The 26,718-nt window shown below is 59.2% G+C and carries 22 protein-coding genes; 2 read left to right on the top strand and 20 right to left on the bottom strand.

Annotated features, from left to right (window positions below):
• Nucleotides 1-508 precede the first annotated feature (508 nt).
• The 4 genes from ACFFT4_RS17470 to ACFFT4_RS17455 form a co-directional block, all read right to left on the bottom strand.
• On the bottom strand, nucleotides 509-2,185 hold the full coding sequence (locus ACFFT4_RS17470) for an ABC transporter substrate-binding protein (protein WP_378049780.1): 1,677 nt from the start codon (nucleotides 2,183-2,185) through the stop codon (nucleotides 509-511).
• Between the two features lie 93 nt (nucleotides 2,186-2,278).
• Nucleotides 2,279-3,175 carry a carbohydrate ABC transporter permease gene (locus ACFFT4_RS17465; protein WP_378049778.1) on the bottom strand — a complete coding sequence of 299 codons (897 nt, stop codon included), beginning with the start codon at nucleotides 3,173-3,175 and terminating at the stop codon, nucleotides 2,279-2,281.
• A gap of 30 nt (nucleotides 3,176-3,205) precedes the next feature.
• Nucleotides 3,206-4,015: an ABC transporter permease gene (locus tag ACFFT4_RS17460; RefSeq protein ID WP_378049777.1), complete on the bottom strand. Its 810-nt coding sequence runs from the start codon at nucleotides 4,013-4,015 to the stop codon at nucleotides 3,206-3,208.
• A gap of 307 nt (nucleotides 4,016-4,322) precedes the next feature.
• Complete coding sequence (locus ACFFT4_RS17455) at nucleotides 4,323-6,623, bottom strand: helix-turn-helix domain-containing protein (protein ID WP_378049775.1); 2,301 nt, start codon at nucleotides 6,621-6,623, stop codon at nucleotides 4,323-4,325.
• 221 nt (nucleotides 6,624-6,844) lie between these two features.
• On the opposite strand from ACFFT4_RS17455, the gene ACFFT4_RS17450 reads away from it, so the two are divergent.
• Complete coding sequence (locus ACFFT4_RS17450; RefSeq protein ID WP_378049773.1) at nucleotides 6,845-7,291, top strand: carboxymuconolactone decarboxylase family protein; 447 nt, start codon at nucleotides 6,845-6,847, stop codon at nucleotides 7,289-7,291.
• Here the strand turns inward: ACFFT4_RS17450 and ACFFT4_RS17445 are convergent.
• The 3 genes from ACFFT4_RS17445 to ACFFT4_RS17435 form a co-directional block, all read right to left on the bottom strand.
• A complete protein-coding gene (locus tag ACFFT4_RS17445; RefSeq protein WP_378049771.1) occupies nucleotides 7,284-8,153 on the bottom strand; it encodes a sigma-70 family RNA polymerase sigma factor in 870 nt (289 codons plus the stop codon). The genes ACFFT4_RS17450 and ACFFT4_RS17445 overlap by 8 nt on opposite strands.
• A 174-nt stretch (nucleotides 8,154-8,327) precedes the next feature.
• Complete coding sequence (locus tag ACFFT4_RS17440) at nucleotides 8,328-9,638, bottom strand: UDP-glucose dehydrogenase family protein (RefSeq protein ID WP_378049769.1); 1,311 nt, start codon at nucleotides 9,636-9,638, stop codon at nucleotides 8,328-8,330.
• Nucleotides 9,635-10,813, bottom strand: coding sequence for a glycosyltransferase family 4 protein (locus ACFFT4_RS17435; RefSeq protein WP_378049767.1), 1,179 nt, complete (start codon nucleotides 10,811-10,813; stop codon nucleotides 9,635-9,637). The genes ACFFT4_RS17440 and ACFFT4_RS17435 overlap by 4 nt, the downstream gene beginning before the upstream one ends.
• Before the next feature lie 145 nt (nucleotides 10,814-10,958).
• On the opposite strand from ACFFT4_RS17435, the gene ACFFT4_RS17430 reads away from it, so the two are divergent.
• Nucleotides 10,959-11,132: a hypothetical protein gene (locus ACFFT4_RS17430; RefSeq protein WP_378049765.1), complete on the top strand. Its 174-nt coding sequence runs from the start codon at nucleotides 10,959-10,961 to the stop codon at nucleotides 11,130-11,132.
• Nucleotides 11,133-11,643: 511 nt separating this feature from the next.
• Here the strand turns inward: ACFFT4_RS17430 and ACFFT4_RS17425 are convergent.
• From ACFFT4_RS17425 to ACFFT4_RS17365, 13 genes are all read right to left on the bottom strand, one after another.
• Nucleotides 11,644-12,081, bottom strand: coding sequence for an Rrf2 family transcriptional regulator (locus ACFFT4_RS17425; RefSeq protein ID WP_378049763.1), 438 nt, complete (start codon nucleotides 12,079-12,081; stop codon nucleotides 11,644-11,646).
• A 50-nt stretch (nucleotides 12,082-12,131) separates the two neighbouring features.
• Entirely contained in the window at nucleotides 12,132-12,980 is an 849-nt protein-coding gene (locus tag ACFFT4_RS17420; protein ID WP_378049761.1) for a DMT family transporter, read from the bottom strand.
• A gap of 471 nt (nucleotides 12,981-13,451) precedes the next feature.
• Nucleotides 13,452-14,192: a Bax inhibitor-1/YccA family protein gene (locus ACFFT4_RS17415; protein WP_378049759.1), complete on the bottom strand. Its 741-nt coding sequence runs from the start codon at nucleotides 14,190-14,192 to the stop codon at nucleotides 13,452-13,454.
• Between the two features lie 66 nt (nucleotides 14,193-14,258).
• Nucleotides 14,259-15,866, bottom strand: coding sequence for a helix-turn-helix domain-containing protein (locus tag ACFFT4_RS17410; protein ID WP_378049757.1), 1,608 nt, complete (start codon nucleotides 15,864-15,866; stop codon nucleotides 14,259-14,261).
• Nucleotides 15,867-15,966: 100 nt separating this feature from the next.
• Nucleotides 15,967-16,971 (bottom strand): iron-siderophore ABC transporter substrate-binding protein, encoded by a 1,005-nt coding sequence (locus tag ACFFT4_RS17405; RefSeq protein ID WP_378049755.1) that lies wholly within the window; start codon nucleotides 16,969-16,971, stop codon nucleotides 15,967-15,969.
• 188 nt (nucleotides 16,972-17,159) lie between these two features.
• The gene (locus tag ACFFT4_RS17400; RefSeq protein ID WP_378049754.1) at nucleotides 17,160-19,835 is read right to left on the bottom strand and encodes a YhgE/Pip family protein; all 2,676 of its coding nucleotides are present in this window, start codon (nucleotides 19,833-19,835) and stop codon (nucleotides 17,160-17,162) included.
• A 157-nt stretch (nucleotides 19,836-19,992) separates the two neighbouring features.
• Complete coding sequence (locus ACFFT4_RS17395) at nucleotides 19,993-20,550, bottom strand: RNA 2'-phosphotransferase (protein ID WP_378049752.1); 558 nt, start codon at nucleotides 20,548-20,550, stop codon at nucleotides 19,993-19,995.
• Nucleotides 20,551-20,609: 59 nt separating this feature from the next.
• A complete protein-coding gene (locus ACFFT4_RS17390; RefSeq protein ID WP_378049751.1) occupies nucleotides 20,610-21,431 on the bottom strand; it encodes a TIGR02452 family protein in 822 nt (273 codons plus the stop codon).
• Nucleotides 21,428-22,324 (bottom strand): NUDIX hydrolase, encoded by an 897-nt coding sequence (locus ACFFT4_RS17385; RefSeq protein WP_378049749.1) that lies wholly within the window; start codon nucleotides 22,322-22,324, stop codon nucleotides 21,428-21,430. Before ACFFT4_RS17385 ends, ACFFT4_RS17390 begins: the two co-directional genes overlap by 4 nt.
• Nucleotides 22,325-22,469: 145 nt before the next feature.
• On the bottom strand, nucleotides 22,470-23,486 hold the full coding sequence (locus tag ACFFT4_RS17380) for an AAA family ATPase (protein ID WP_378049747.1): 1,017 nt from the start codon (nucleotides 23,484-23,486) through the stop codon (nucleotides 22,470-22,472).
• Nucleotides 23,483-24,163 carry a nicotinamide riboside transporter PnuC gene (gene pnuC, locus ACFFT4_RS17375; RefSeq protein ID WP_378049745.1) on the bottom strand — a complete coding sequence of 227 codons (681 nt, stop codon included), beginning with the start codon at nucleotides 24,161-24,163 and terminating at the stop codon, nucleotides 23,483-23,485. The genes ACFFT4_RS17380 and pnuC overlap by 4 nt, the downstream gene beginning before the upstream one ends.
• A gap of 204 nt (nucleotides 24,164-24,367) precedes the next feature.
• The gene (locus ACFFT4_RS17370; protein ID WP_378049743.1) at nucleotides 24,368-24,985 is read right to left on the bottom strand and encodes a uridine kinase family protein; all 618 of its coding nucleotides are present in this window, start codon (nucleotides 24,983-24,985) and stop codon (nucleotides 24,368-24,370) included.
• Nucleotides 24,986-25,051: 66 nt separating this feature from the next.
• A complete protein-coding gene (locus ACFFT4_RS17365) occupies nucleotides 25,052-26,710 on the bottom strand; it encodes an FAD-binding dehydrogenase (RefSeq protein WP_378049741.1) in 1,659 nt (552 codons plus the stop codon).
• Between the last annotated feature and the right edge of the window lie 8 nt (nucleotides 26,711-26,718).

Genomic DNA, 26,718 nt, shown 5'->3' with positions numbered 1-26,718 from the left:
CCCCTCATATGATCTGACATCTAAACCCTGTGAAATCCTGCGAATGAGTGAGCATTCGTGAGAAAACCCCCTAAACCCGAGGGACGGTCTGCCGGACCGTTAAAGGCAGTCAACCGCCGGATTCCGCCCACTTAGCGGTCTGCCGGACCGTTAAAAGCAGTCAACCGCTGGATTCCGCTCACTTAGCGGTCTGCCGGACCGTTAAAGACAGTCAACCGCTGGATTCCGCTCACTTAACGGTCTGTCGGACCGTTAAAGGCAGTCAACCGCCGGATTCCGCTCACTTAGCGGTCTGCCGGACCGTTAAAGGCAGTCAACCGCCGGATTTCGCTCACTAGCGGTCTGCCGGACCGTTAAAAGCAGTTAACCGCCGGATTCCGCTCACTTAACGGTCTGCCGGACCGTTAAAGACTCACATGTGTCAATTGGTGGGCAATCCGCAACCAACTTTGCCCTAACAGGTCAGACCGCCGGAAATCCGGCGGTCCTCCTTTTGCTGCTTTAACGTTTATTGGTTAATCGTAGAGACGTCGACCGATTGCTGCATAATATCGAGATAGCCTTGCAGGTTCAGACCGTCGAACCCTTTTACGTAAGCGTCCCAATCCTTGTCGAGACTCTTGTTTCCGGTGATGAACTGGAGCGCGTTCTGGTCGATGTAGTTTCTGATATTCGTCTGCATCATGCTCGCTTCGTCCGCGACCGACGGATCGATCCAGACGGCCCAATGAGGGAATACCTCCGCCGGCTGCTTGCCGTCATACAGCTGAGTCGCCTGGAACAGACGGCGCTCGTAGCCGCTCGGGCTGTAAATATCGGCCGCCGACACCTGCGCGCCGCGGAACGCCTTGCTGTCGTTGAATTGGCCCATGGAGCCCCAAGCGTCGTTGCGCGGCTGCTCCCCGTCCTTCAGCGGAATCGTCGCAAAGCTCGGCTCCACGGAATCGTCGAGCGCGATCTCGCCTTCCGCCGGCAGACGCCAGCCCAGGTTTTCCGGACCGTACGTGCCCAGCTTCATGCCCTCGTCCGTGAAAATGTAGTCCATCACCTTGATCGCCGCGATCCGCGTCTCTTCGCTCGCCTTGTTCGTCAATACGAACGAGGCGCCGGCCGAGATCGGATAGTTGAAGGAAGCGTACGAGCCGTGCGGACCGGTCAGAGGCGCGATCGGGTTATAGTCGTTGCCGTACCGGTTGCCTTCCGCCGTGTTGACGAAGATGGCCGGGTGCATGCCCGCTCCGGCGCCCAACAGCTGGGCGTCCGCGTTCTCGCCGATCTTCTGGTAAGCTTCGGCCGTCTGCGTGAACGCGCCCGGGTCGATCAGCCCTTCGTCGTACATCGACTTGATATAGGCCAAGCCTTCCTTCCACTCGGGCTTGTTGGCCGCGAGATCGACTTTGCCGTCGTTCAGCGTCAAATAGGTGCGGTCGTCGTTGTAGATAAAGCCGTTCATCAGGAACGGAATGACGTGCACGCCGAAGGTTTCCGTGGAGCCGCTGAGCGGCACCTCGTCGGCGGCGCCGTTGCCGTTGGGGTCCTGCGTCTTGAACGCCCTCAGCACGTCGCGGAACTCGTCGGTCGTCGTCGGCATTTTCAGGTTCAGCTGCTCCAGCCATTTGGTGTTCAGCCACATTTTGTTCGGATACGAGCAGTGGTAGCACTCGGACAGCTGGGTGAGCCCGTAAATATTGCCGTCGGGAGCCGTATTCATCGCTTTGTAATAAGGCGTGCTGTCCAGCACCGCCTTGATGTTCGGAGCGTATTTGTCGATCAGATCGTTAAGCGGCACGATAACGCCTTGGCTGCTGTACCGCACGAGATCGGTCTGGGAAAATTGGTCCACCCACGGGATGAGCAGATACATGTCCGGGTAATCGCCGCTGGCGAGCGAGATTTGGCGTTTCTCCGCCGCGCCGTCCTGGGGAACCGTCGTCCATTCGAACTTGACGTTCAGCTTCTCCTCCACCAGCTTCGTGAATGTGTTGGTCGCCAGATCCTGGTCCGTGCCCTGCTGGGCGAAAATCCGGATCGTGACCGGCTCGGACGAGCCATTCGACGCCGCCCCCGACGCCGGCGCGGAGGCTCCCGCGCTCTCGCCGGAATTGCCGTTATTGCCCGAACACCCCGCCAGCGCCACGCTGACCGCCAACAAACACGATGCCGCAATCGATAGCTTCTTTTTCAATGCAACCTCTCCCTTTGTGAATAAAAATGATCAAGCCGGATGCGGTGAAGCTCGCGACGATTACATGCCCATCCCCCCTCTCGCGGCCGCGCCTCAGCCCTTCACGGAACCGATCAGCATCCCCTGTACAAAATAACGCTGCACGAACGGGTAGATGATCAGCACCGGCAAGCTGGCGACGACGATCAGCGAATATCTCATCAGGTTCTGCACCTGCTGCTTCTCGATCATCAGCCCGGCGTCCATCGTGCCCGCGCCGCTGTTCTGGACAAGAATGCTTCTGAGAACGAGCTGCAGCGGGTACAGCTTCTGGGATTTCAAATAGATCAGCGCGTCGAAATACGCGTTCCACTGCCCGACGGCGTACATGAGCGCCAGTACCGCAAGAATCGGCTTGGACAGCGGAATGACGATGCTCAGCACGAAGAGGATGTCGCTGCATCCGTCGATCTCGCTGGCTTCCGCCAGCTCCTCGGGAATGGAGGATTGAAAGAAGGTTCTCGCGATAATGACCTGCCACACCCAGATCGCGTTCGGAAGCAGCAGCGCCCAGCGCGTATCGATCAGACCGACCGCCTTCACGACTAGATAGCTCGGAATGAGCCCTCCCGCGAACAGCATCGTGAAGGTGACGAAAATCATCAGCGCGCCGCGTCCGAAGAACGTTCTGCGCGACAGCGGGTAAGCGATCATGATCGTCAAGCACACGCTGATCAGCGTCCCGACGGACGTATAGAAGAGCGAATTGGCGTACCCGGTAAGCACCTGCTCGTTCTTGAACACCGCCTCGTACCCTTTTATGGAAAACTCGACGGGCCACAGCCAGACTCGTCCGGACGAGACGGCGGCCGGGCTGCTGAGGGAAGAGCTTACAATATAAACAAGGGGGTACAGCACCGCCAGCAGAACGACGGTTAACCCGATATAGATCAGGATCAGGAACAGCCGATCTCCCGCCGATTCCCGAATCGGAATTGCTTTATTTGCCATACAAGACATGTCTCCTTCCCCGCACAGCCTCTACCATAAGCTGTTGTTGGATATTCTCCTTGCGACTGCGTTCACGAGTACGAGCAGCACCAGGTTGATGACCGAGTTGAACAAGCCGACGGCCGTCGCGAAGCTGTAGTTGGCGTTAAGCAGTCCCATTTTGTACACATAGGTGGAAATGATCTCGGACGTCGACAGGTTGAGCGGATTTTGCAGCAAATAGATTTTCTCGAAGCCGACCGCCATAATATTGCCTACGCTCAGGATCAAAATGATGACCGCGGCCGGCATCAGGCCCGGCAGGTCGATGTTGACGATTTTCTGAAGGCGCGACGCTCCGTCCACCTTGGCCGCCTCGTAGAGAGAAGGATCGACTCCGGCCAACGCGGCCAAATAAATGACGGCGGAATATCCGGCTCCCTGCCACACCTCCGACCAGACGTAGATCGACCGGAACATGCCCGAGCTGCCGAGAAAATTGACCGATTCCATGCCCAGCGCGCCCAGGATCGTATTGACGATGCCCAGCCGCGGCGACAGGAACAAAATAATGACGGACACCATGACCACCGTCGAGATGAAATACGGAGCGTACGTCACCAATTGAACGGTGCGCTTGAACCTGCCATTGCGGATCTCGTTCAGCGCGATCGCCAGCAGAATCGGGATCGGGAAGCTGACCGCCAGCTGGTATAAGGAAATGTACAGCGTGTTCCGCAGCAGCGTCCCGAAGGCGGGATTGTCGAAAAACAAGCGGAAATATTTCGTCCCTACCCACGGGCTGCCCCATATTCCTTTGATCACGTTATAGTCCTTAAAAGCGAGCACCGCGTTAAACATGGGAACGTACTTAAAAAGCAGAAAATAGACGATCGGCGGTATCGCCAGCAGATAGAGCTGCCAATGCCTTCTGAAGCTTTTGCTTGCCGTTGTACCCAGATGAATCCCCCTCCGTACGCCTTGTTAGCGCTTTCTCAACTCGATGTTAGCGGTTTTACGCCGGCTCCGTAAGGTACATTTCCCCGCAGAAATCGTACAGTTTCCGGCTCGGGCGGCGGCGTACAATTTCCTCCGGCGTACCTTTTCCGGCCGCGCCGCGCAGGACGGGGCAAAGAAAAAGGGAATCTGTCCCGAGACAGATTCCCGATTAGAGCGAGCTCTGGCGATAAGCGCTGGGCGCCGTGCCCTTAACCCTCTTGAACGCCCGCCTGAAGGAGTGGCCGCTGTTGTAGCCGACCTGGACGGCGATCTCGTCGATCGTCAGCTCGTTCTCCAGCAGCAGCTCGGCGGCTCGGCCGATTCGGACGCGTTCCAAATAATCGATCGGGCTTTCGCCCGCGTATTCCTTGAACAGCTGGGTCACAAATTTCTCGGGGCGGTTGACCGCCTCGACGATCCGATACAGCGACAAGTCCGCGTTCGCGTATTCCCGTTCGATGAACTGCTTGACCGCCTCGATCGTCTCGTGATACCGATCGACTTTCTTCTTGGAGACGTCGCGGCACAGCTCGTTAACGATCCATTCCAGCGCGCTTCTCAGCTTCTCCGTCTTGTCCGCGGGCTGGAGCTGCGCGATCCGGCTCCCGACCGCCGCCGCAAACTCCTCGTCGTAGAACGGCTGCTGATCCAGCAGCTTCAGCAGCGTCCCCTTCAACTCCGAGATCAACTGCTGCCTCATCTCGTAGGACAGCTCGCGCTCGGCCAGATTCATCGTCAGAACCCGATCCAGAACGCGCAGGCTCTCCTCGGCGTCTCCGGCTTTCAGCGTTTTCAGCAGCCGCTGCTCCGTATCGATCGGATAATAGAACATTTCCGTCTCTCTTACGATTTCCCGGTAACGGGTCAGGCGGTTCTCGCCAGCGTACGCGGAATGCTCCAGCGCCTGCTGCGCCTCGTCGAAGGAGCGGCTGACGTCCCGCAGCGTCCGGTAGGAATCTCCCGTCGCCAGGGCCAGAGTCATCGGATAGTTCCGAAGCGCGTTCCCGGAAGCCTGCTCCAGCCGCCTGGCGAACCCGTCCTCTTCTTCCGCTTCCCCGCTCTCCGTCTCTCCGAACGGATACAGCACGGCGATTTTGTCCGAGCCCCAATCGGTGATCAGCAGCCGCGGCATCGTTTCCAGCAGCTTGGCCTTTAAGACGAGGCGGGCCAAATTGTATTCGTGGATCATCTCCTCGCTGCTCTCGGAATCGTATCCGATCATACGGACAAGACCGACGCAGCCTCGTTCGGGAAGCGGTTTCATTCCGAGCCGGGAAGAGACCGCCGCAATCTCGCCGGGGGATAGGAACTCTCCGGTCAGCAGCCGCTTGACGAAGGAATCCCTGAGCAGGGGAAGCTGCTTGTCCAGCTCCTCCTCCAGCTCCTTGTTGCTCGACATCAGCCTGGAAATGCTGCCGGCCAGAAACACATACTCGTTGCGAATGGCCGAGCCGTCCGTCCCGGGATGCTCCTTGAACATGCCCAGCAGACGGGCGATCGGCGCGGAGTTCCGATAGGAGAACAAGACGACGATGAGCAAGCCGGCCAGCAGAGCGACCGCGTTAAACGTCCAGGTCTCGCGTTGGATCTGGTTCGCTTTTTCCTTGACGACCCCTTCGGGGATGCCGGCCGTATACCGCCAGCCCGTCGCATCGGAGCGGATCGAGATGAGCAGCATGCCGTTCTCGAACCTGCGCCAATCCTCCTCCAATCCCGACGGCACGCGAGCCAGCTGCTCGATGTCGGCTTGATCGATCCCGCTGGCCAGCATCGTATTTCCGTCGCCGTCGGTTATGAAGCCCCAGCCGCCGTACCGTTCGGACATGCTGTCCAGCAAGCTTCCAACCTTGCGCTCGTTGATCGTGACGACGACGGTGGCTTTCGGCCGATACAGGCTGTTTAAAGGAAGCGATTGAACGACGGTAATGACGGAACTGGGGTTATTGCTGCGAACGTAGGGGCTCAGCGGAAGAATTTCGTTCTCGTGAATCCGGTTGAGCATGCCTTCTCTCCATTCCTGGAGAGACATGTCTGCATAGCGATTGTTCGCATAAAAATGCTCCGGCCGGAAAAATACGGCATCGGGAGCCAATACGACGTCCGAGTTGTTCAAATAAATATAGAAGCTTTGCAAGTATTCGTTCGTTTTGCTGAAGTTGGAGATGTCCCTGGACATTTTCCACAGACCGTAGACATTGTGTTCGCCCTCCGGCAGCGTCTCTGACATCAGCCGGGTCAAGTCCTGATTGATCGCGAGCTGCTTGGTGAAGCTCTTTACCTCGTTCAGCCGCGTCTCCAAAATCTCCTTGCTCTGGTTGAGCAGCAGCCGGCTGTTCTCCACGGAGTTGGCCACCGCCACGTCCGCGGAGGCGCGGTAGGACAAATAGCCGGCGATGTTGGGCAGCAGCAGCACGATGAGATACGAGATCGCGAATTTGCGAAACATCGGCGAGAAGGTTGGGCCCTTCATTCCGTCCTTCCTCCCGTTCCGTATGGCGGTCCGCAGCAGACGCCGGGCGGACCTCGCCAAGAAATAAACTATATTTTACCCGGAGCGGCATGCGGAGAACAATCCGATTTTATGTGGAATTGATGTTCAAATTTTTGCTTTAAACGCGCGGCGTCACAAAACCGCTGTCTTCGTTGTCTTATCTGTGCAGGCAAAAAAAGACCCCCGAGGAGAGAGTCGAAATGAAGCTTAGAATGAATCACCACAAAGCCAATCCGGCCGCCTACAAAGCCATGAGCGGACTCGAGCAATTCATCCGCGACAGCGGCCTGGACCACGAGCTGTACGAATGGATCAAGCTGCGCGCCTCGCAGATCAACAACTGCTCGTTCTGCATCGACATGCACGCCAAGGATTTGTTGAAAATGGGCGTAAGCGCGGAGAAAATCATGCTGCTGACCGCCTGGCACGAGGCGCCTCACTTCACCTCGCAGGAGCGCGCCGTGCTCGAGCTGACCGAATGCGCCACGAAGCTCTCCGAAGCCGGCGTTCCCAAGGACGTATACGATCGCGTGCGCGAGCATTTCGACGAGAAACAGTTCGTTGATCTGATCATGGCGATCAACGTCATCAACTCGTGGAACCGGCTTGGCGTGTCCACGGGCATGTACCCGGGAGCCTTCAGTTAAATCTCGTCAGTTTGTCCGGATTCGAGACCAGGTAGAGCCGGCGGATACGGGAGCCGTCCGGCTCCCATTCCGCGCATAACGCCTTCGAGACTCGCTCGTCCGTGCGCTGCGCCACCCCCGGATCCCCATTGAGCCGCGTGCACTCCAGACCTTCCTTGAGCGAGCCCTTCGCGGATATTCCTTCGAAGAAGGCCATTACTCGCCGGATGCCGACAATCGGATAGATCGCGGCCCGCGCCTTGCCGCCCCCGTCCGAGATCAGGATCACGTCGTCGAGCAGGAAATCGAGCAGCGGCTTGAAATTCCCCGTGTCCGACGCGCGAAGGAAGGCCTCGACGAATCGTTCCTTGGCCGATTCCGCGGCTTCGTCCGGCTGCGGCGCTCGCGCGCCTTCCCCCATCTTGGCCTTCGCTCTGCTGAACGTCTTCCGGCAGCTCGTCTCCGTGCGGCCGAGCATATCGGCTGTATCCGCGTACTCGAACCCCAACGTTTCCTTGAGGACATAGATCGCCCTCTCCAAGGGAGTCAGCTTCTGCAGCAGCACCAGGTACGCATAGCCGACCGTCTCCCGCCGCTCCGCCGGATCCGCGGACCGCTCTCCGTCCGGCAGCGGCTCGGGCAGCCATTCCCCGATGTACGTTTCCCGCTTGCGGCGCGACGACTTCAGCAGATTGAGACAGCGGTTCGCCGTCATTTTCGCCAAGTAGGCTTTCTCGTTGGCAATGCCGTCCCGATCCGACTGCATATATTGAGCGAATACGTCCTGGACGATGTCCTCCGCATCCGTCGCCATTCCGAGCATCCGATAGGCCAGTCCGAAGAGCATCGATCGATGCCGCTCGTAAGCTTGGGCCACTGTCATTGCCAGCCCCTCCGTTCTTTATAACCGAGTGTATCCCTTATAAAGACAACGGAGAACGACGGTTTGTGACATCGGCCAACGGCGGAGACGCGAACGCCCGCGTCTTCTCTTCGTCTTCCGCAATTGCCGCTCTCCTTTCCGTTCATCCTACCTTACCCGCGAGAAAAAAGCATCCTAACGCCCCACCGCCATGAAGGCGAAGCCGAGACGGCGCATCTCCGCGCGATCGAGCATGTTCCTTCCGTCCAGCAGCACCGGCGTCTCCATCCCGTCCTTCACGCCCGCCCAGTCGAGCTCCCGGTAGACGTCCCAATCGGTGACGATAACCGCGGCATGAGCGCCCAGCAGAGCCTCCCCGGCGCTCTCCGCAAACGCGATTCTGTCCGCCAGATTCCCGTACATCGCGCGAAAACCGGCAATGCCGAGCGGGTCCGTAGCCAGCACGGAAGCCCCTTCGGCCAGCAGCGCTTCTATGACCGCCGCCGCGGGCGTCTCCCTGACGTCGTCGGTTCCCGGCTTAAAGGTCAGCCCCAGCACGGCAATTTTTTTGCCGCCGAGCACCCATAGCTGCTCTCGCAGCCTGCGGATCATGCGCTGCGACCGTTCGCGGTTGATCTGCATCACCTGCTCCAGCAGGCCGAAGTTAAGGCCGTACGATCTGCCGACGTGCGCGAACGCGCGAAGGTCCTTCGGGAAGCAGGAGCCGCCGAAGCCCGGTCCGGCTTTCAGGAAGTCCGCTCCGATTCGCCTGTCGCAGCCGATGCCCTCGGCCACCAGCGCCACGTCGGCTCCCGTCTCCTCGCACAGATCGGACACCATGTTAATGTAGGAAATTTTCGTCGCGAGAAAAGAGTTCGCCGCATACTTGATAATTTCCGCCGTATGGGAATCCGTGAACAGCTTCGGGCAGTCGAACGAACGGTAGACCTCTTCCATGAGAGTCCGGCCGCGCTCCGAGGCCACACCGACGACGATCCGGTCCGGGTGCATGAACTCCTTGACCGCCGCCCCTTCCCGCAGAAACTCGGGATTGGAGGCGATCTCGAGATTGGCCTTGCGGCCTTTGGCGTACAAGACGCTCATTTTCTCGATCCAGCGGCCCGTTCCTACGGGGACCGTGCTCTTGACGACGACCAGCTTGTATCCCGAATCGAGGCTGCTCTCCACGATCTCCTTCGTCACCGCTTCGATCTGCGACATGTCCGCGCTCCCGTCCGGCCGCGACGGCGTGCCGACGCAGACGAACAGCACCTCCGCCTTAAGGATCGCCAGCGGACCGTTCTCCGTGAAGACCAGCCGCCCTTCGCTCAGATTGCGGATCAGCATCTCCTGAAGACCCGGCTCGTAGATCGTGCTTATGCCCGCTTGCAGCCTGTTCAGCTTATGCCGATCTTTCTCGACCACCTGGACCCGGAAGCCGAGCTCCGATAAGCATACCGCCGTGACAAGTCCGACATAACCCGCTCCGAATACGGCAATGTTCATCGTCCGGCCCCTCCCAGGGCGACAGCCGGTTCGGGCGTGCTGGCCGCCTCCATATCCGCCAGCAGCCGGTCGAACACGCCGGCCCAGGAACGCGACGCCGCTTCCCTCGTCCCCGTCGCCGACAGGATCGCCCGCAGCCCGGCGTCGCCGTGCAGGCGGGAAAGCGCCGCCGCGAAGGCGTCCGCATCGCCCGGCGGACAGAGCAGCCCATTGTCCCCGTGCCGGATATGATCCGGCACGGCTCCGCCCGCGGCCCCGATGACGGGGAGGCCGCAAGCCATCGCTTCCAGCACGACGTTGCCGAACGTCTCGGTCGCGGAAGGAAAGATCAGCGCATCGGACGCGGCCATCCTGCGTCTCAGCTCGGCCTGCGGCAGCGCCCCGAGAAACCGGGCTTGCACGCCCAGCCGTTCCGCGAGCGCCCGAACGCTCTCGGCGGAGGGGCCGTCTCCGGCCAGCAGCAGCTCCGCGTCGGCTCCGGTATGCTCCGCGAAGCGGCGGACAGCCTCCACCGCCACCTCCGGCTGCTTCTCGGGGGCCAGTCTCCCGGCGTACAGCACGGTAAAGCGGGCGCGCTCCAGCCCCAATGCTTCCCGCAGCGCCTCCCGGTCGGGCTCCGGACGAAACAGCGACGTATCGACGCCGCGGCTCCAGATTTCAAGGCCCTCCCATCCGTCGGCCCGGCACTCCTCCAGTACGGACGGCGATGGCACGTAAATCCGCCTGCACGGCCGATGAAACCAGTTCATGTATTTCCAGGTCGCCTTGCCGAGCCATTGGAGATTATAGAAGGGGAGGTAGCGTACGTAATGCGTATGGTGCAAGGCCACGAGAGGAATGCCGTGCTTCAGAGCGAGCTGTCTCCCCGTCACCCCTATGCCGAAGGGGGTTGCAACGTGGATAACGGTCGGCTTGAAGTCGAGCAGCCGGCTTTCCGCGCCGGCCATCTGCGGTATCGCGAACCGCAGCTCCGGATACAGGAAAAACCGGATGCTCCTCAGCCGCTCGGCCATATCGGGCACCAGGTCCGCTCCTCTCGGAAGCGAAGGAGCGAACACCCGGCAGGCGATTCCCCGTCCCCGCAAGTAAGCCGTCCACCGCTCCAGCGTCTTGGCCACCCCGTTCATCTCCGGGGCGTACGTATCGGTAAACAGAGCCACACGAATTTCCGGCATCCCAAGCACCTCCATACGTTTTGCCCTTATCGTAGCAAGCCGAGGTTATCGGAATGTCAACGGAATTCGCGCGGCGCATAAACGACCGAACGATGCCGCACACTAATCGGCGAATGCAATCGATACGCAAAGGAGCGATAGGTTCATGGCCAAACACGACAACCAACTGTCCAAAGCAGAGGTGCAGACGACTCCGCTTAACAAGATGCCCGACCCCGAAGACGAAGTGGAGTTCTCCGCCGAAGAGGCGGCCGAAGTCTTCGAGCGGAACGAAACGGAAAATACGGAGCACGCCGACCACCAGAACGAAAGAATGTAGCGCCAGCCGAAACGCTTGTGGCGTCTTAGGGAAGAGGAATACGATTTGTCGGAGACGCTCCCGGATCAGGGGAGTTAGCGGACTTCAGATTTGCCGAATCGTCAAAAGGGTGCAAGCCTCTCCTGCCTTTCGGGAGAAGGCCTGCACCTTTTTCGTACGACAAACCTATAAGAAAAACGCCTAGCGGCGTTTTCCGGGCAAAGTATAGGGTGTTGGAAGGGGGCTGCGGCTCTGTTATTAGACCAGTCGAGTCGGGTTTGGTGGGGTGAGGTGGATCTGATCATCGTCACTCGCCAATTTTATATGAAATTTCATACAAAATTCTCCCCTGTCCGTCTATTTGAGGTCACTTTGTACGATTTTTCGATTTTTCATACAAATCTGCCATCCCGACCACTCAAATTCCTTATTTTGTATGAATAATCATACAAAATAAGGACACATCGGCTAACCCCAACCAGCGGCATCTGTACGATTTATCGTACAAATGATTTCAAAGAAACCGTCCTCCTCAAGCCCGGGCTTGAATCTGCTTGGAGAGAACGGATACCAGCTCTTCCATCGTAATCTCGGCCAGAACGCCTTCCATCGCTTCCTGCGCGCGCGCCAGCAGAAGCTGCAGCACGGCTTGAATGTTGGCGCCTACCGGACATTGGGGATTTGGCTCCTCATGGATGTTGAACAGCTTGCCCTCTTCGACGACGTCGACCGCTCGATAGACGTCGAGCAGCGCGATCTCGTCCAGCCCTCTGGCCAGATGCGCGCCGCCGCTGCCCGCCTTGACCGTCACAAGACCTGCTTTCTTAAGCTGCCCCAACACCCTCCTGATAATGACCGGATTCGTTCCGACGCTTCCGGCCAGCCACTCCGAAGTGCTGTGGGCGCCAGGCGTGACGGCCAGCAGCGACAAGACGTGCACGGCTATGGAGAAACGGCTGCTGATTTTCATTGAGCAACACCCTTTCGATGTAATCATTATAGTTACACCATATCGCAGTGTCAATGCCCCGCAATCGCAATCATCATAATCCCCGTAACGACCGCCGCGGAGGCGACGAGTCGCCGGGTCCCCTGCGACTCCTTCAGAACGAGCAGCCCCAGCAGCGTGCCGAATACGATTCCGACCTCGCGCAAAGGCGCAACCGTAGAGACATCGGCCGTCCTGGCCGCAAACAGAAACAGCAGATAGGAGCCCGGAGACAGAATCGCCCCCAGCCAGAGGATGCTCCGGTGACGACGAACAACCTCCCACAGCCGTCCCGGCTTCAGCGCCGCCGGGGTCAATCCCAGCACAAACCCGATGTTGGTCACTTCCAGCAGGGCAAGCGGGGACATATATCCGAGATTCACTTTGTCGACCAGCGTATACGTCGTAATGCACAGGCCGACGCCGACGGCCAGCAGAATCGGTCGAACGGAAGCCTCGCCCGCCCGCTGCTCCCTCCCGACCATAACCAAAAATCCGACCAGCATGCAGCCGATGCCGGCCCAGCCCCACAGCGGAAGCGATTCTCCGAGCAGCAGCACTCCGGCAGCCGGCGTCAGCAGCGTTGGCATTCCGCGCATGATCGGGTACACCTGCGACAGATCACCCGCTTTATACGTCTGCGCGAGCAAGTACGCATACACTCCCTGCATCGCCAGCGACACGCCTATAAACAGCCATTCACGCGGCGAATACCGGCTGCCGGCCAACTCGTTCATCAGCACGGGCAGCAGCACGACCGTCGACGGGGCATAGATCGCCCACAGAAATACCGGTTTGTCCGTGCTTTGCTTGGCGAACATATTCCATACCGCGTGCGCCAGCCCGGAGCACAAGACGAGAACGATAGAGACTGCGATCATGAGGCGAACCTCGCCTTCCGCACTTTTGTTAACGCTATGTTAACACGCGGACGCAATTAAAAACAAGATAAAAAAGGGAAATACAATATCTTCAGGAGACAAAATCGATCGAAGTCCCAGTTACGGTCCACGAGACCGCTAACAGACCGATCAGTTGCGGAATCGTCGGAGTAACGATCTTTGAGACCGTTACTTGCCCGACTAGCGGCGGGATTGTCGGAATAACGGCCTGTGGGACCGTTAATAGCCCGATCAATGGCGGACTCGTAGGAATAGTGGTCTCCCAGGCCGTAAAGGACGGTCCAGTGAGTGATTTTACAGGATGCTTTCGAGCAATCACCATGCGAAAGCCCACTATAAGTACCTGCTTATGCGCATCACCTAATTAGCCACAGAAAAAAACCAAAAAAAAGCCGCCTCCATAAAATGCAGAAGCAGCTCTTCTCCATAGAAAATCGGTGCAATATCGCTCTAGTCCCGGCTGGAAATCTTGGCCAGCAGGCGAAGCATCTCGATGTACAGCCACACGAGCGTAACCATCAGACCGAACGCTCCGTACCATTCCATATACTTCGGAGCGCCCTGCTGCGCGCCGTTCTCGATGAAATCGAAGTCGAGCACAAGATTGAGCGCCGCTACGACCACGATGACGAGGGAAATGCCGATTCCGAGCAAGCTGTTGTCGTGCAAATACGGAATCGTGATTCCGAAAAAACCGAGCACGAAGCTGGCCAGGTAGACCAGCATGATTCCCGCCGTCGCCGCGAACACGCCGAGCTTGAAGTTCTCGGTCGCTTTGATCAACCGCGACTTGTACGCAAGGAGCAACGCGACGAACACGCACATCGTCAGCAGCGACGCCTGCAAGGTAATGCCGTTGTACAGCGATTCGTAGTTGGCGGACAGCGCTCCGAGGAAGACGCCCTCCAGCGCTGCGTAGACCGGCACCAGATAAGGAGCCGAGGTTGCTTTGAAGCTAATAATCAAGGCGACGACCAAACCGCCGATCGCGCCTCCGATCATATAAGGAACCACGTTTTGTCCGTTAAAGAACATCGACCAAGTCACGAAAGCCGCCCCAAGCAAAATGGCCAGCGTAATGAACGATTTGTTCACCGTGCCGTCGATCGTCATCCGTTCCGATTCGCCGTAATGACCCGTTTTCTCGAAGGTTTTATCGCCCAAAGTCGGGTTCCCGCTGCGTCCGATCATGCTCAAACCACCTCGTCCGTAAGATTATTCCAATTATAGCACTTGACGCCGTCCCTTATCCATTTTTTAATCGGCAGGCCCTCTCCCGGCGTCCAGCATCCTTGTAAAATCGGCCAGCTGCCCCGCCAGAGAGAGCGGGTCCGTCATGAGCCAGCTTGTATCCAATCTGAAGTACCGATTGTTGCGAACGGCTTCCAGATCGCGCCAGACGGCCTTCCGCTCCAGAAGATCCATCTCTCTCCGGGACTCGTCGTCCGGGGAGACGACAACGAAGAGATAATCCCCGGCATACCGGGCCAGCTCTTCGATCGGGATATCTTCTTTGAAGGGATGCCCTTCTTGCCTCTGAATTCGGGCGACCGGCTCCGGAGCCGGCAATTGCAAATCCCGGTACAGCACCGTCATGTCGTAATAGACCTGGAACGCATTCGGCAGCCCGCGCATCCAGAAGAAGGAGAAGGCCGCGTTAGCCGGGAACCTCCGGGCATTCCCGCTTCGCGTTGCCGCGACTTGCTCCTGATACTGCGCAATCCATGTCTCCGCTTCCCTCGCTTTTCCGATCCAGGCGGCGATTCGCTGGAATCTTTCGAAGTACGGCATAAACCACGGCACGCTCAGCGTAGGTGCGATGCGGGCGTAATCTTCGTAATGATGCCCGTCGAAGGTCAGAATGGCGTCCGGCCGCGCAGCGGCGATTCGCGCCAGATCGGGATGAACGACGGAAGGGCCGACGGCGGCGATTCCCGCGGTCCAATTCTTCAAGAAGCTCCCGTCCAGCAGCAATTGAGGGGCACCGACCGGCTTTACGCCCAAGGCCAACAGCTCACCCAAATAATGCATGGAAACGATGCGAATGTCCTGCTTTCGCAGCCGCACATAGACGCGCGGAGAAACGCTGGTATGCCTTTTGAAGCTTCGGCTAAAATGAAACGGGTCGCGGAAGCCGGTGCTTGCGGCAATCTCCTGGATCGAATCCCCGGAGGTCAGCAGCAGCTGCTTGGCCCGGTTCAGACGCCGTTCGATCAAATATTCGATCGGACTCCTGCCCGTCAGCTTCTGAAACAGGCGGGAGTAGTGCCGCTCGGACATGTCGGCCATCTCGGCCAGCTGCGCCAGCGTCAGGTCGAGCGAATAGGAGTCTTCGATAAATTCGATCGTTCGCCGCACCGCGCGCAGGCTGTCGTCGCTCGGCTCCTTCGCCCCCGATTGCAGCACGAGATAGACGATTTCCTGGAAAAGAAGGTGAAGACCGTAGGGTTCCGCGCCTTCCTTCTCCTCTTTTTTCTCGTACAGCGTCCTGATCAATTCGAGCATTCGGGCAAACGGAACGATTTTCCATGCGCCCTCGCCAAGCTTGGGACCGGCAGTATGCCCGCTTCCGTCCAAGTCGAGCGGAAAGAAACTCAAAACATACACGCTAAGCGGATAGTCGTCGGAGGAATTGAGCAGCCGCAGCTCGCTGCCCGGATGGACGACGAAGCATTTGCCGAATTCGAGCGCATATTCCTTTCCTCCCGCATCCAGCAGTCCCGTGCCCTCCCGCACTGCGATCAAGACATGCCGTTCGCAGGTTTGGCCGGGCGTGGCGGAGCCCGGGGCGCAAGACTCGATCCGGATATCCTCCCACAAATAGACGACGGGCAGCCGAGGCGGCCCTTCGCTCGTACCGGACATAAGTCTCCCCTCCTTTTGGAACGACCTCATCTACAGGAAAAGGGAGGCCCTCCGCAGCAAGCGGAGAACTCCCCCATTTTCATACGTATTCTGCCCGTATTTACCGAGTCAAAAGTTGGACGGCCTCATCCAGCTGTGCCTCGAACGACATGACATCGTAAGAAAACCAAATTCCGTCGTCGACTCTATACACTTTATTGTTTTTGACGGCCGGGAGATTGTTCCACAGCTTGCTCTGCTCGACCTCGCTCACGAAATCCTCGTCGTTATGGAACGTGACCAGGAACAGACGATCCGCCGAAGCGAATTCGGGCAGCTGCTCCAGAGAGATCGACAGCCCGAGGCTGTTGTCTCCTTTCTCCCATTCCGTCCGGACCTGCTCCGTCATCGGAAGGCCAAGCGTCTCGAACAAAGTATAGCCTACATTACCGGGGCCGTATACGCGAAGCTGCCTGTTCTCGAACCCTCCGATAACGACGGCTCCGAACGTCTCGCTTGGGTCGACAAACCCGGCCAGCTTGGCTCGCGCTTCATCGCTTTTGGCCTTGTAAGCCTGAAGCCATTGCTCCGCCGCTTCGGATTGGTCCAGCACGTCCGCCACTACCCGCAGATGCTCGAACGGGTCCTGCCCCTCCCACTGCACGACGACCGTCGGGGCGATCTTGCTTAGCTGCTCCACGGCATCTCGATTCCACTCCGCCACCAGAATAAGATCGGGCTTTAACGTCAGCATTTTCTCGACATTCAATTCATTGGCCGCTCCGACGTCCTCGATCCCGCCAACCTGGTCCTTGATCGCCGCGAATCCGGTCAACAGATGGGTGGCCGCCCCAACCGGCTTCATTCCCAGAGCGATCATCTGGGGCAAATATTGCGAGGTGATAACCCGCTGAGGGTGAGCCGGAATCTCCACCTCTCTGTCCAACGCGTCCTTGTACAATCGTGTGCCGGCCTGCTCGCTCGGGGTCGTCGGGGAGACGGGTGCCGAAGACGACGGCGCGGATGGCCCGGCATTCTCCCCGCCTTCCCCCTTCCCGCAGGCCGCTAATAGAATCGCCGCTATAAGCAGCGCAGTAAATGCCAAGTATGTTTTCCGATCGAACATTCGACTTCCCCTTTTCCGTTTTTCTTATTGAGAACTGTTATCAATGATAACAAACTCCCCGCCCCGCTATCCATGTCGTATCCGGACATCGAACATGAAAGATTCGGACGCGTTCCCGTTCCCAACAAGAAAAGCCTCCGACCCTCCCGTTCAGGGACAGCCGGAGAGAGCCTCGGGCGGACATTCCGTTAAGCGATGATCTTCGTCTTCTTGGCATTCTCCGTCGACCTGCGGATAAATCCGCTTAGCGGACGCTTGAGCGCAAGAGCCAGGAGCAGGCTTAGCGCGATAAAGGCGACCAGCGCGGCCATATCCTTCAGCGCCGTCTCCCACAGAATGCCGCCGACCGCTTCCCGCAGCAGGCTGATCGCATAGGTGAACGGCATGAACGGGTTCAGCGCCTGGAAAAACGGAGAAGTCGTGCTGATCGGGAACGTGCCTCCGGAGCTGGAAAATTGGAACACCATAAAGACGATCGCGATCCCTTTGCCCACATTGCCGAAAACGGACAGCAGCGTATACGTAATCGTAACGAACACAAGGCTGATCAGCATGGCGAACAGCACGAATTCGGGAGGGTCGGCCACATAGGCGTCCAGAATGAAAATATCCCCCAGCGTAATGAACAGCGCCTGACACAATCCGATCGTAGCGAAGGTCCCCAGGCGTCCGGAAAAAAGCTGATAAGGCTTGTATTTGCCCTCCGGGTTGTCCGCTTCCGATTTCAGCAAGGAAATCAGCAGCGTGGCTCCGACCCATAGCGACAGCACGCAGTAAAACGGCGACATCGCCGAGCCGTAGTTCGGAATCGGGTACTTGCGGTTTTCCTTGACCCGCACGGGGTTGGCGAGAAACTCGCTCTCTTGCCGAATATCGCCCTTCAACAGCTTAGCCAGCTCCGCAAAATGATTATCTTCCTCGACTTCGCGCAGCTTGTCCGCCGCCGTGCGCACCGCCCGTTCCAGCTCGGGCAGATCGTCCCTGACGAGCCCCGCGACCCGATGCACGCCGGTCTCGATCTCCGGCAGCTTGTCGCGCACGAAGTCGGCCAGCTTGGACAGCTCCCGCTCCGCCTCGGGCAGATCGTTCCGGACGAACGCGGCCGCTTGATCCAGCTTCTTGCCGATAGCCGGCAGCTCGTCGCGAACGAACGGGGCCGCCAGGTTGACCGCTCGTTCGAACGCCTCCGCCTTACTGCCGAAAGCCTGCGCCAGCTCGTGCACTTTCTCCCGGATTTCCGGCATATCCCCCCGCAGCTTGTTCAGCTCCGCTTGCCCGAAGGCCAAGCCGGCCTGCGCGTCCGCGAGAATCGCTTCGATGTCCGGAAGTCTCGCTTGCGCGTCGCGCAGCAATTCGGCGGACGCTCCCGCGGCCTCCGTCAGCTTCGCCAGTCCCTGCGAGATGGCCGGAACGATCTCGCTGTCGTAATGGGCCAGCACGCCGCCCAGCGCCTCGCTCGTCTCCTTGGACAACGCGTTCAGCCGCTCGACCAGCTCCTTCGCCGGGGCTTTGCCGTCAGCGAGCCCCGTCGCAATCGTGCCCAATATTTCCGCCTGCCGATTCATCCGTTCCGCCGCCGTCCGGATCCGCTGCGCCGCTGTGCCGAGAGGCTGGCCCGGCACATATCCGTCGATCCTCTCCAGCAGCCCCGCCGTCCGATCCAGCACGGCGGACGCCGCCGCCAGCCGGTCTCCGACCGCCCGCACCTCTTCCGCCGTCGGCAGCTTCTCCGGATCGACACCGAGCAGCCGTCCCGTCAGCAAAGCTGCGGCATCGGCAGCCTGCTGCGCCAGCAGCAGATTTTGCTTGACGAGCGGAGCGATCGTCTCGAACGCTCCGACGTTCGCCGCCAGAAATCCGTTAAGCCCCTCCGCGAAGGCGGCGCCCTTGTCGGCAATCTCCGCCACCCGCGGAAGCGCCTCCTGCGCCGCAGCGACGATCGCCGCCGCTTGGGCGGCTTTGTCCAAAGCCAGCTCGATCGCATCCGCTACCCGGTCGAAGCTGCCGTCCAGCTCCGCCACCCGCTCGGCGGCCTGCCGGATCAGCGGCAGCTTCTCCTGGATAACCAGCACCTCCGAGGCCGCCGCCTCGACTTTCGGCCAATTCTGCTGAAGCTTCAGCAGATGGCCGGCAGCCTGCTCGATTTCCGGCAATCGCGCTTCGACCTCCGTAATGACCTTCGCTTTGTCCCGAATGTCCGGAAGCTTTTTTTCCAGCTCCAGCACCTTCTGTCCGGCAGCCCGGATCTCCGGAAGCTTGGTCTCCAGCTCGAAGATGCCGCCCTCGATCCGGCGAATCGTCGGCAATTGCTCTTCGACTTGCACGCCAGCCTCTTGAAGCTTCGTCAGCAGCGCCTCGCTGACCGCCTCCGCGAAGCTTTCGTTGATCTGCTCGGCGATTGCGGACACGCCGGAAGACGTAATCTTCGGCGCGACCGCGTTGATCTTCTCGTTCACCGTATAGACGACCTCGGGCCTGTCGAGCCGGCCTTCGGCGATTCCCGTAATCCGTTCGGAGAAGTCGGCGGGGATGAGAATGCTCGCATAGAACGCGCCCCGATCCACCCCGCGCTCGGCTTCCTCGCGATCGACGAACGTCCAGCCCAGCTTCGGATTGCTCCGCAGGTTGTCGATCAGTCCCTCTCCGATATTGACGCTCCTGTCCAGCACGGTCGCTCCCCGATCCTCGTTCGTAACCGCAACCTTCACTCCGGAGGTGTTGGCGTACGGGTCCCAGACCGACTTGATGTTCACCCAGCTGTACAAGCAGGGCAGCAGAATAATCGCCAGAATAAGCAAGATGCCTGTAGGCACCCTGAAAATGTTTTTCCAATCCGTCGCATAAATTTTCCATATGGCACGCATAGACTTGTCTCCCACCGTTTGCATTCGCATGTTGTTCTGCCTTATCGTACCATATTTCGCTTTTTATAATCCCCCGGCCGCAATGAACCCGAACCCGCCGAAAATATCGTATTGCGGTAGAAAACAGCCGAAGCTTATCCCGGCGCTGTCCTTCTCCCTAATCTCCTTCCACCTGCATCACATACGCCCAAGGCACATGCTCGCATAGCCAAACGCCGTTCTCGGACAACCAGAACTTGTGGCCGTCCCGATGCATGGCCGCCGCCGAGACGCGAAGCAGAAGCGGCTTACCGTGCCGTTGGCCCACCTGCGTCGCCGTCTCGGTGTCCCGCGACAGATGAACGTGCTGGCGCGAGCCTTTTTTAATGCCTTCCGTGCGAATGCTCTCCAATGAACAGGAAGTTGTTCCATGATACAGCCATTCCGGAGGAGCGCATTCCCTCATCTCCACATCGACCGCCACCGAATGCCCCTGACTGGCGCGAATCCGGGTGCGGTCCTCGTTAAACTTGTAACGCTGCTTGCTGTTTTCGCGAACGATTCGCTCCAGCGTCTCCCTGTCGATCTTCCGGCCCGCGCGATTGCAGCCTGCCAGCAGACTGTCGACATCGGCCCAGCCGTTCTCGTCCAATCCGATATACGCCGCAGCCGGGTTGTGCCGCAGCACCAGGCTCAAAAATCGTCCAAGCTTGACATCCTGGTTGTTCTGCTTCATTCCTGTCCCTCCTCTCTTTATCAAATTCACTGTTTGGAGCGACCTGGCTCGATAAATCCCTAACCGAACTCCCGCTCGAAGGCACTTATGCATTTTCCGTCCTTGGCATCCAGCACGGCAAAACGAATTTCCGCGAACAGCGCACCGTACCCTTCCGAATCCAGAAGCTCTTTCCACCAATCGGCCACCTTGAACGGGTCATTGCGGAACACGCCGCAGCCATAGGCTCCGAGAATCAGATTAATATCTCCCATAGAAGCGAAAATCGCCAATGCCAGCCGCATCCGATCCTTCATCGTCCGCTCCGCCTTGCCCGCGTCCTCTCCCTTGAGCAGCACTTGACCGTAGTTGACCGCAGGCAGCGTCAGCACTGAGGCCGTCACCGGAGCCTGCAGCAATTCAAAGCGTTCATCCCGGAAAAAAACAACGTCGGGGGAGTAGATGGCATAGTCGGTATACATCATGGACGAGCAAGCACGGTTGGCCTTGTAGTATTGTTCGTTGCGCAGCAGCGTCCCGTACAGTCCGCCGGAGACGGCCAGGCTTTCCTCCTGCGCCATGGCTCCGTTCAGGAAGCCTCCTCCGGGATTTTTGGCGCTGGCAAAATTCAGAACGCCAACGCGTGGCTTGCCGGCCTGCGCGAAATCCAGAATCGCCTTAACCGTCGGTTCGTTGGCAACGGAACGCCGTCCCTTCCCCGACCTGACCTCCGGATTCTGCACGCGGCTTTCCCTCTCGCGCCCTTGCTCCGGGGAGATCAACACGCTGGCTTCCTCGGAACGCTTCTGCTGCGCCGAGAAGTCAATCCGTCGTCCTTCGTATTCATACCAGCCCTGCTCCATTACGCGCACAGTCTCATGCGCGATCTCTTTGCGATTCATTCGTATCCCCCCAAATTTCTGCGATACAAACGGGACGGACGATGACCGGCGTTTTCCGTATAATAGTCCGTCTCGGCGACGAGGTCGGCCACTTTGCGCCGGAAGGCGGGCTTCAGCAGCTCCTTATCCAGAATGACCTCGTACACCTGCTGCAGCTCCGTCAGCGTAAACAGCTTCGGCATCAAATGCAGCGCGATATCCGTATAGTTCACCTTGCCCCGCAGCCGTTCAATCGCGTACGCGATAATTTGGGCGTGATCGAACGCCAGGCCGTCATTCGATACGACGGTATACACGGTCTTGGAAGCCGTCTCGGTTACCGTCTGCGCCCGCTCCACAACCGCGGTCAGCTCGCCGTGCTCGGAGACCAGTCCAAGCTCGTGCCGCTGCGTTCTCACATATCCGCCGTCTTCAAGCGGCTCCTTCCCTTCCTCCAGAAGCCGGTAAGTCGCCTTGAACCAAGCGGCGTTCGCCGCATCGTCCCCCGCCCGAATCCGCACTTTGCCCGCATCGATCAGCGCCATATACGAGCAGCTCATCACCCATGTCCGGGGATCGCGCCCGATATCGCTGAAGGTGTACAGCTGCTCCAGATAGACGTTGTCCACGCCCGTCTCCTCGCGCAGCTCCCGCTGCGCGGCCTGCTCCGTCGTCTCGTCGGGGCGGACGAATCCGCCCGGCAGCGCCCAGCGGCCCAGATACGGGTGCCCGCCGCGCTGGATGAGCAGAACCCTCAGCTCCTTCTCCGGAAGCTTGCGGTAATTGTCCTCTTCCTCGTCCGTCACGGTGAAGATCACCATATCCGCCGCCACCGAAGGCCGCTCGTAGTCGCCGGCGCTGTACCGTTCCAGAAACTCCCGCTCCGTCAAACCGTCGCGATCCCGCACATCCATCGTTGATCCTCCGCCCATTTTTTATCCGAGGCCTATCCCATTCGAACCCTGCTTCACCTGACCCTATCCTATCTGCTCTCTATCCCATCAGACCGCTATTCCTCCTGATTCCTATCTGGTCCCTATCCCCCGCAACCGCCCTGCGTCAGCCTCTTCCGCCAAGCTCTCCGAAAAAGTTGCCGTAAGGCTTAAACCTGGCCAACACCTCGTCGATCTTGCTCATCCGCTCCTCCAAGCCGCCCCTCAGCGTAATGTAAGGGATTTGGCGCTGCTTCAAATCCGCGATGATCTGCTTATGGAACACGTGGCGCTTCTGATCCCCGCTCCGGTCCCACGTATCGTCGTACGGAATATCGTCGTCGCACAGGAAAAACAGGTCGTATCGCTGCGCGTTCTCCAGAGCGATCCGGGTAAGCAGCTCCGGCGCGCGGCCGTGATAATCGAGCGCGTACATATAGGTCGTAATCGCATTGGTGTCCACGAACAAGTAGCGATTGGCTTCCAGCAGCGCCCGCTCCTCCCGTTCGAGATGGCCGATCGCGATCTCGTCGAAGGCCGCCAGACCGATCCGGCGGTCCACTTGATGCTCCGTCCAGTAATCCCGGCCGTATTCGCTTGCAAATGTCGTTCCGTACCGCTCCGCCAGCGCCTCGGTAAGCGTGGATTTTCCCGTCGACATCGCCCCTACGAACACAACCTTTACAATCAAGTCCCGATAGACGACATCGCTGACGAACTCCCGGTATTTGTGCGGATCGGAGCGAACCATCGTCGCCGAGATCGGTACGACGCCGCGCGCCTCGTCCACCCGACGATCGATCGCGCCCAGCGCCTTGCTCATATGCTCGCCGTAAAACTCGCTGGAATAGAAATGCGTCACCCGCTCGCCGTTCAGCAGCCCGAGAATGTACCGCTCCTCGCGAATCTCATGCTCCCGATCGTTGGAGTAGCCGTCCGGCCCGTCCCACGCCTCGATCACCCTGACGGAAGGGTATAACTTGCGAATCCAGGCGGCGCGGACCTGCAGCGGAACCGGCATCACGTCCGTCTCGTAGATGACCACGATCAGCTCGTCGACCTCGCGCAAAGCCGTCTCGATCATATATTGATGCCCCTTGTGCAGCGGAGCGAATTTGCCCAGCGTTAACCCCAACGTTTTCATGCGTGCGCCTCCCTTGCCCCTTTATTCCAGGTGTAATAGCCGTAGATCGCATTGACCAGATACGCGCTCCACATCACGATCATCAGCATGCCGTCCGGACTTCCGTCCGCCGTTCGGATCACCCACAGCAGCACGGTGAAAATATTCAGCACAATGTAGACGAGCCATTGCTCCTTATACCTTCTAACCATGAGCAGCGTCGCCACGATCGACAACACGGTCGTCAGCGCGTCAATGTAAGGCGAGTTCTGTCCTTCGATCAGCGACAGGCCGTATCCGAGAGCGGCGCTGCCCGCCGCGCAGATCACCGCCACAATCGCCAGACCTCTGGCGTCCAGCCGCCGCATGCTGACCTGCTGATCATTGCCGATATGCTTCCTCCACATCAAGAAACCGACCACGTTCATTGGCGCGAAGAACAGCAGGTTCAACCCCACCTCGCCGAACAGCCCGTTCGTGTAAGCCAGATAAGCGTAACCGAACGTATTGTACATTCCGAACACGTAGGTCATCAGGTTGCCTTTGGCCGCCAGCACGACGCAGAGAACGCCGGTCAGAAACACCGTAAATCCGAAAACCGTATCCTTCATAATAACCGTCAAAACGATTGCAACTCCCGAAAACAGAGCCAGCCAAACGATTTCGTAGACGTTCCAACTGCCCCACAGCTTTCTCATCTCGTATCCCTCCGTCTGCTCTCCCGCATCCCCATGAGGCACGCATCTCTTTGTAGTGTTTTGATAATAACAATTTATTAATATCAAAGATAACAGAAAGACCGAGGAGAAGCAAACGTTTTTTTGAAAAATATTGCCCTCGTTTGTTGACGATGGCGGGCTCGGTTGTGGAATTAGCGCGACCCTTCGCGCAGTAGACGCTGACTAAGCATTGGACACGATTAAATGGTAGGATGCCGGCGGCCGCAGGACCGAAAAATAATAGTCCTCGACTTCATCCCATCTGCGATGCCATTCCGCATCATCCGTCCCTTCCCTAATATTGTGTCTATGGCGGCGAAGCTCGGGCGATGCGTCTACAAGAATCGACAGGTCCACGACATCGAGCATCTCGGGAAGAGAGCTGTAAATCCCGTCGAGGATAATGACCTTTGCAGGCTGCAGCGCAACCTCGTACGAGGCCAGTCCGTTCCCCGTTGAAAAAGAAAAAGGACGATATCGCGCTTCCTTGCCTGCCAATAGCGGCAATAAGGCTTCATTGCGCATACGCTGCCAATTAATGCAGAGATGACACTTCTTTTCCACCGGAAAAGAATCCCATTGCGCATCGGTAATCGTCGCATCGAAAAAGTAGTCGCACTGAACGACCGTCGCCCCCAGACGCTCAGCAGCCCGTGCAGCCAGCGTAGATTTGCCGGCCCCGCTTCCGCCATCCAGCGAGACTACCAAGGGCTCGGCCCGACCCGTTAAACGATGTTCAATAGAAGAAACGATAGTCTCGACGATGGGCTGCAGGCGCAGCGATGAAGGATGGTTTTCCATGAATCCCCCTCCTATTGATGCATTCTTCTCCGACTGTATCCGGCTCTACGAACAAGTCCTCCCGGTCTATCCGATCCCTTCCGCAGCCGCCCGTCCCGCCGTTCGGCCCGAGAAGAGACAGCCGCCGAGGAAGGTGCCTTCCAGCGCGCGGTAGCCGTGCATTCCGCCGCCCCCGAACCCGGAAGCCTCGCCGGCGGCGTAAAGCCCGGGAACCGGCGCGCCGTCCGCGCCGAGCACCCGCCCGGACAGATCGGTCTGCAGACCGCCCAGCGTCTTGCGGCTGACGATATGCAATCTTACGGCGATCAGCGGGCCGCTCTTCGGGTCGAGCAGCTTGTGCGGACGCGCCACGCGTATGAATTTGTCGCCTTTGTAATGACGCGCCCCACGCAGCGCGGTAATCTGCAGATCCTTCGTGAACGCATTGTCCATCTCCCGATCCCGCGCCAGCACCTGCCTCTCGATCTCTTCGAAGCTGAGCAGCCCTTCTCCGGTCAGCCTGTTCATTCCAGCCACCAGCTCCGCCAGATTGCCGGCCACGACGAAATCCTCGCCCTTGTCCAGGAAAGCCTGAACGGGCGCGGTCGGTCCGGGAAGCACCCGGGACAGCACCTGTCTGACGCTCTTGCCCGTCAGGTCCGGATTTTGCTCCGAGCCGGAGAGCGCGAACTCCTTCTCGATAATCTTCTGCGTCAGAATAAACCAGGAGTAATCGTAGCCGGTGCGACGCAGCGTCTCCAGCGTGCCCAGCGTGTCGAAGCCGGGGAAGTTGGGCGCCGGCAGCCTCCTGCCCCCGGCGTCGAGCCATAACGAAGACGGCCCCGGGAGAATGCGAATGCCGTGGCCCGGCCAGATCGGGTTCCAGTTGCGTATGCCCTCCGTATAATGCCACATCCGATCCCGGTTCACGAGACGGCCTCCGGCCTCCTCGGCAATGCCGAGCATCCGGCCGTCCACATGGGCGGGAACGCCGGACAGCATCCGCTCGGGAGGCCGGCCGAGCCGGTCCGGCCAGTTCGCCCGGACGAGATCGGGGTTGCCGCCGATGCCTCCGCTTGTGACCAGTACCGCTCCCGCATGGTATTCGAAGTCGCCGACCACCTCGCGCGAGCTGGCTTCTCCTCTGGCCGCATCGCTCGCGACAAGTACGGAACCGCTTACACCAACGACCGCGCCCTGCCGGCGAATCAGGCGGTCGACGCGATGGCGGGGCAGATAGACGAGCCGTCCGCCGCTGCGATGTTCGCGGACGCGCCGTTCGAACGGCGCGACGATGGCCGGTCCCGTCCCCCATACGATATGGAACCGGGGTACGGAATTGCCGTGCCCTTCCGCCAAGTAGCCTCCCCGCTCGGCCCAGCCGACAATCGGAAAGAAGCGCACGCCCATGCCGTGAAGCCAGGCTCTCTTCTCGCCGGAGGCGAAATCGACGTAGGCTTCCGCCCACTTCCGGCCCCAATGATCCTCGTCCGTTCTGTCGAAGCCCGCGGAGCCCATCCAGTCCTGCCAGGCCAGCTCCTTCGAGTCTTTGACGCCAAGCCTCCGCTGCTCCGGAGAATCGACCAGAAACAACCCGCCGAACGACCACCACGCCTGCCCTCCGAGCGACGCTTCCGGCTCCTGATCGAGCAGCAGCGTTCTCTTTCCCTTGTCGGCCAGCTCGGCCGCGGCGGCCAGACCGGCGAGTCCCGCCCCGACCACGATCGCATCGAACTCCCTCTCCACCGGGATTT

The organism is Cohnella cellulosilytica, from assembly GCF_042431195.1.
GTDB classification, from domain to species: Bacteria; Bacillota; Bacilli; order Paenibacillales; family Paenibacillaceae; genus Cohnella; species Cohnella cellulosilytica.
This window is presented reverse-complemented; position numbering and strand designations above follow the sequence as displayed.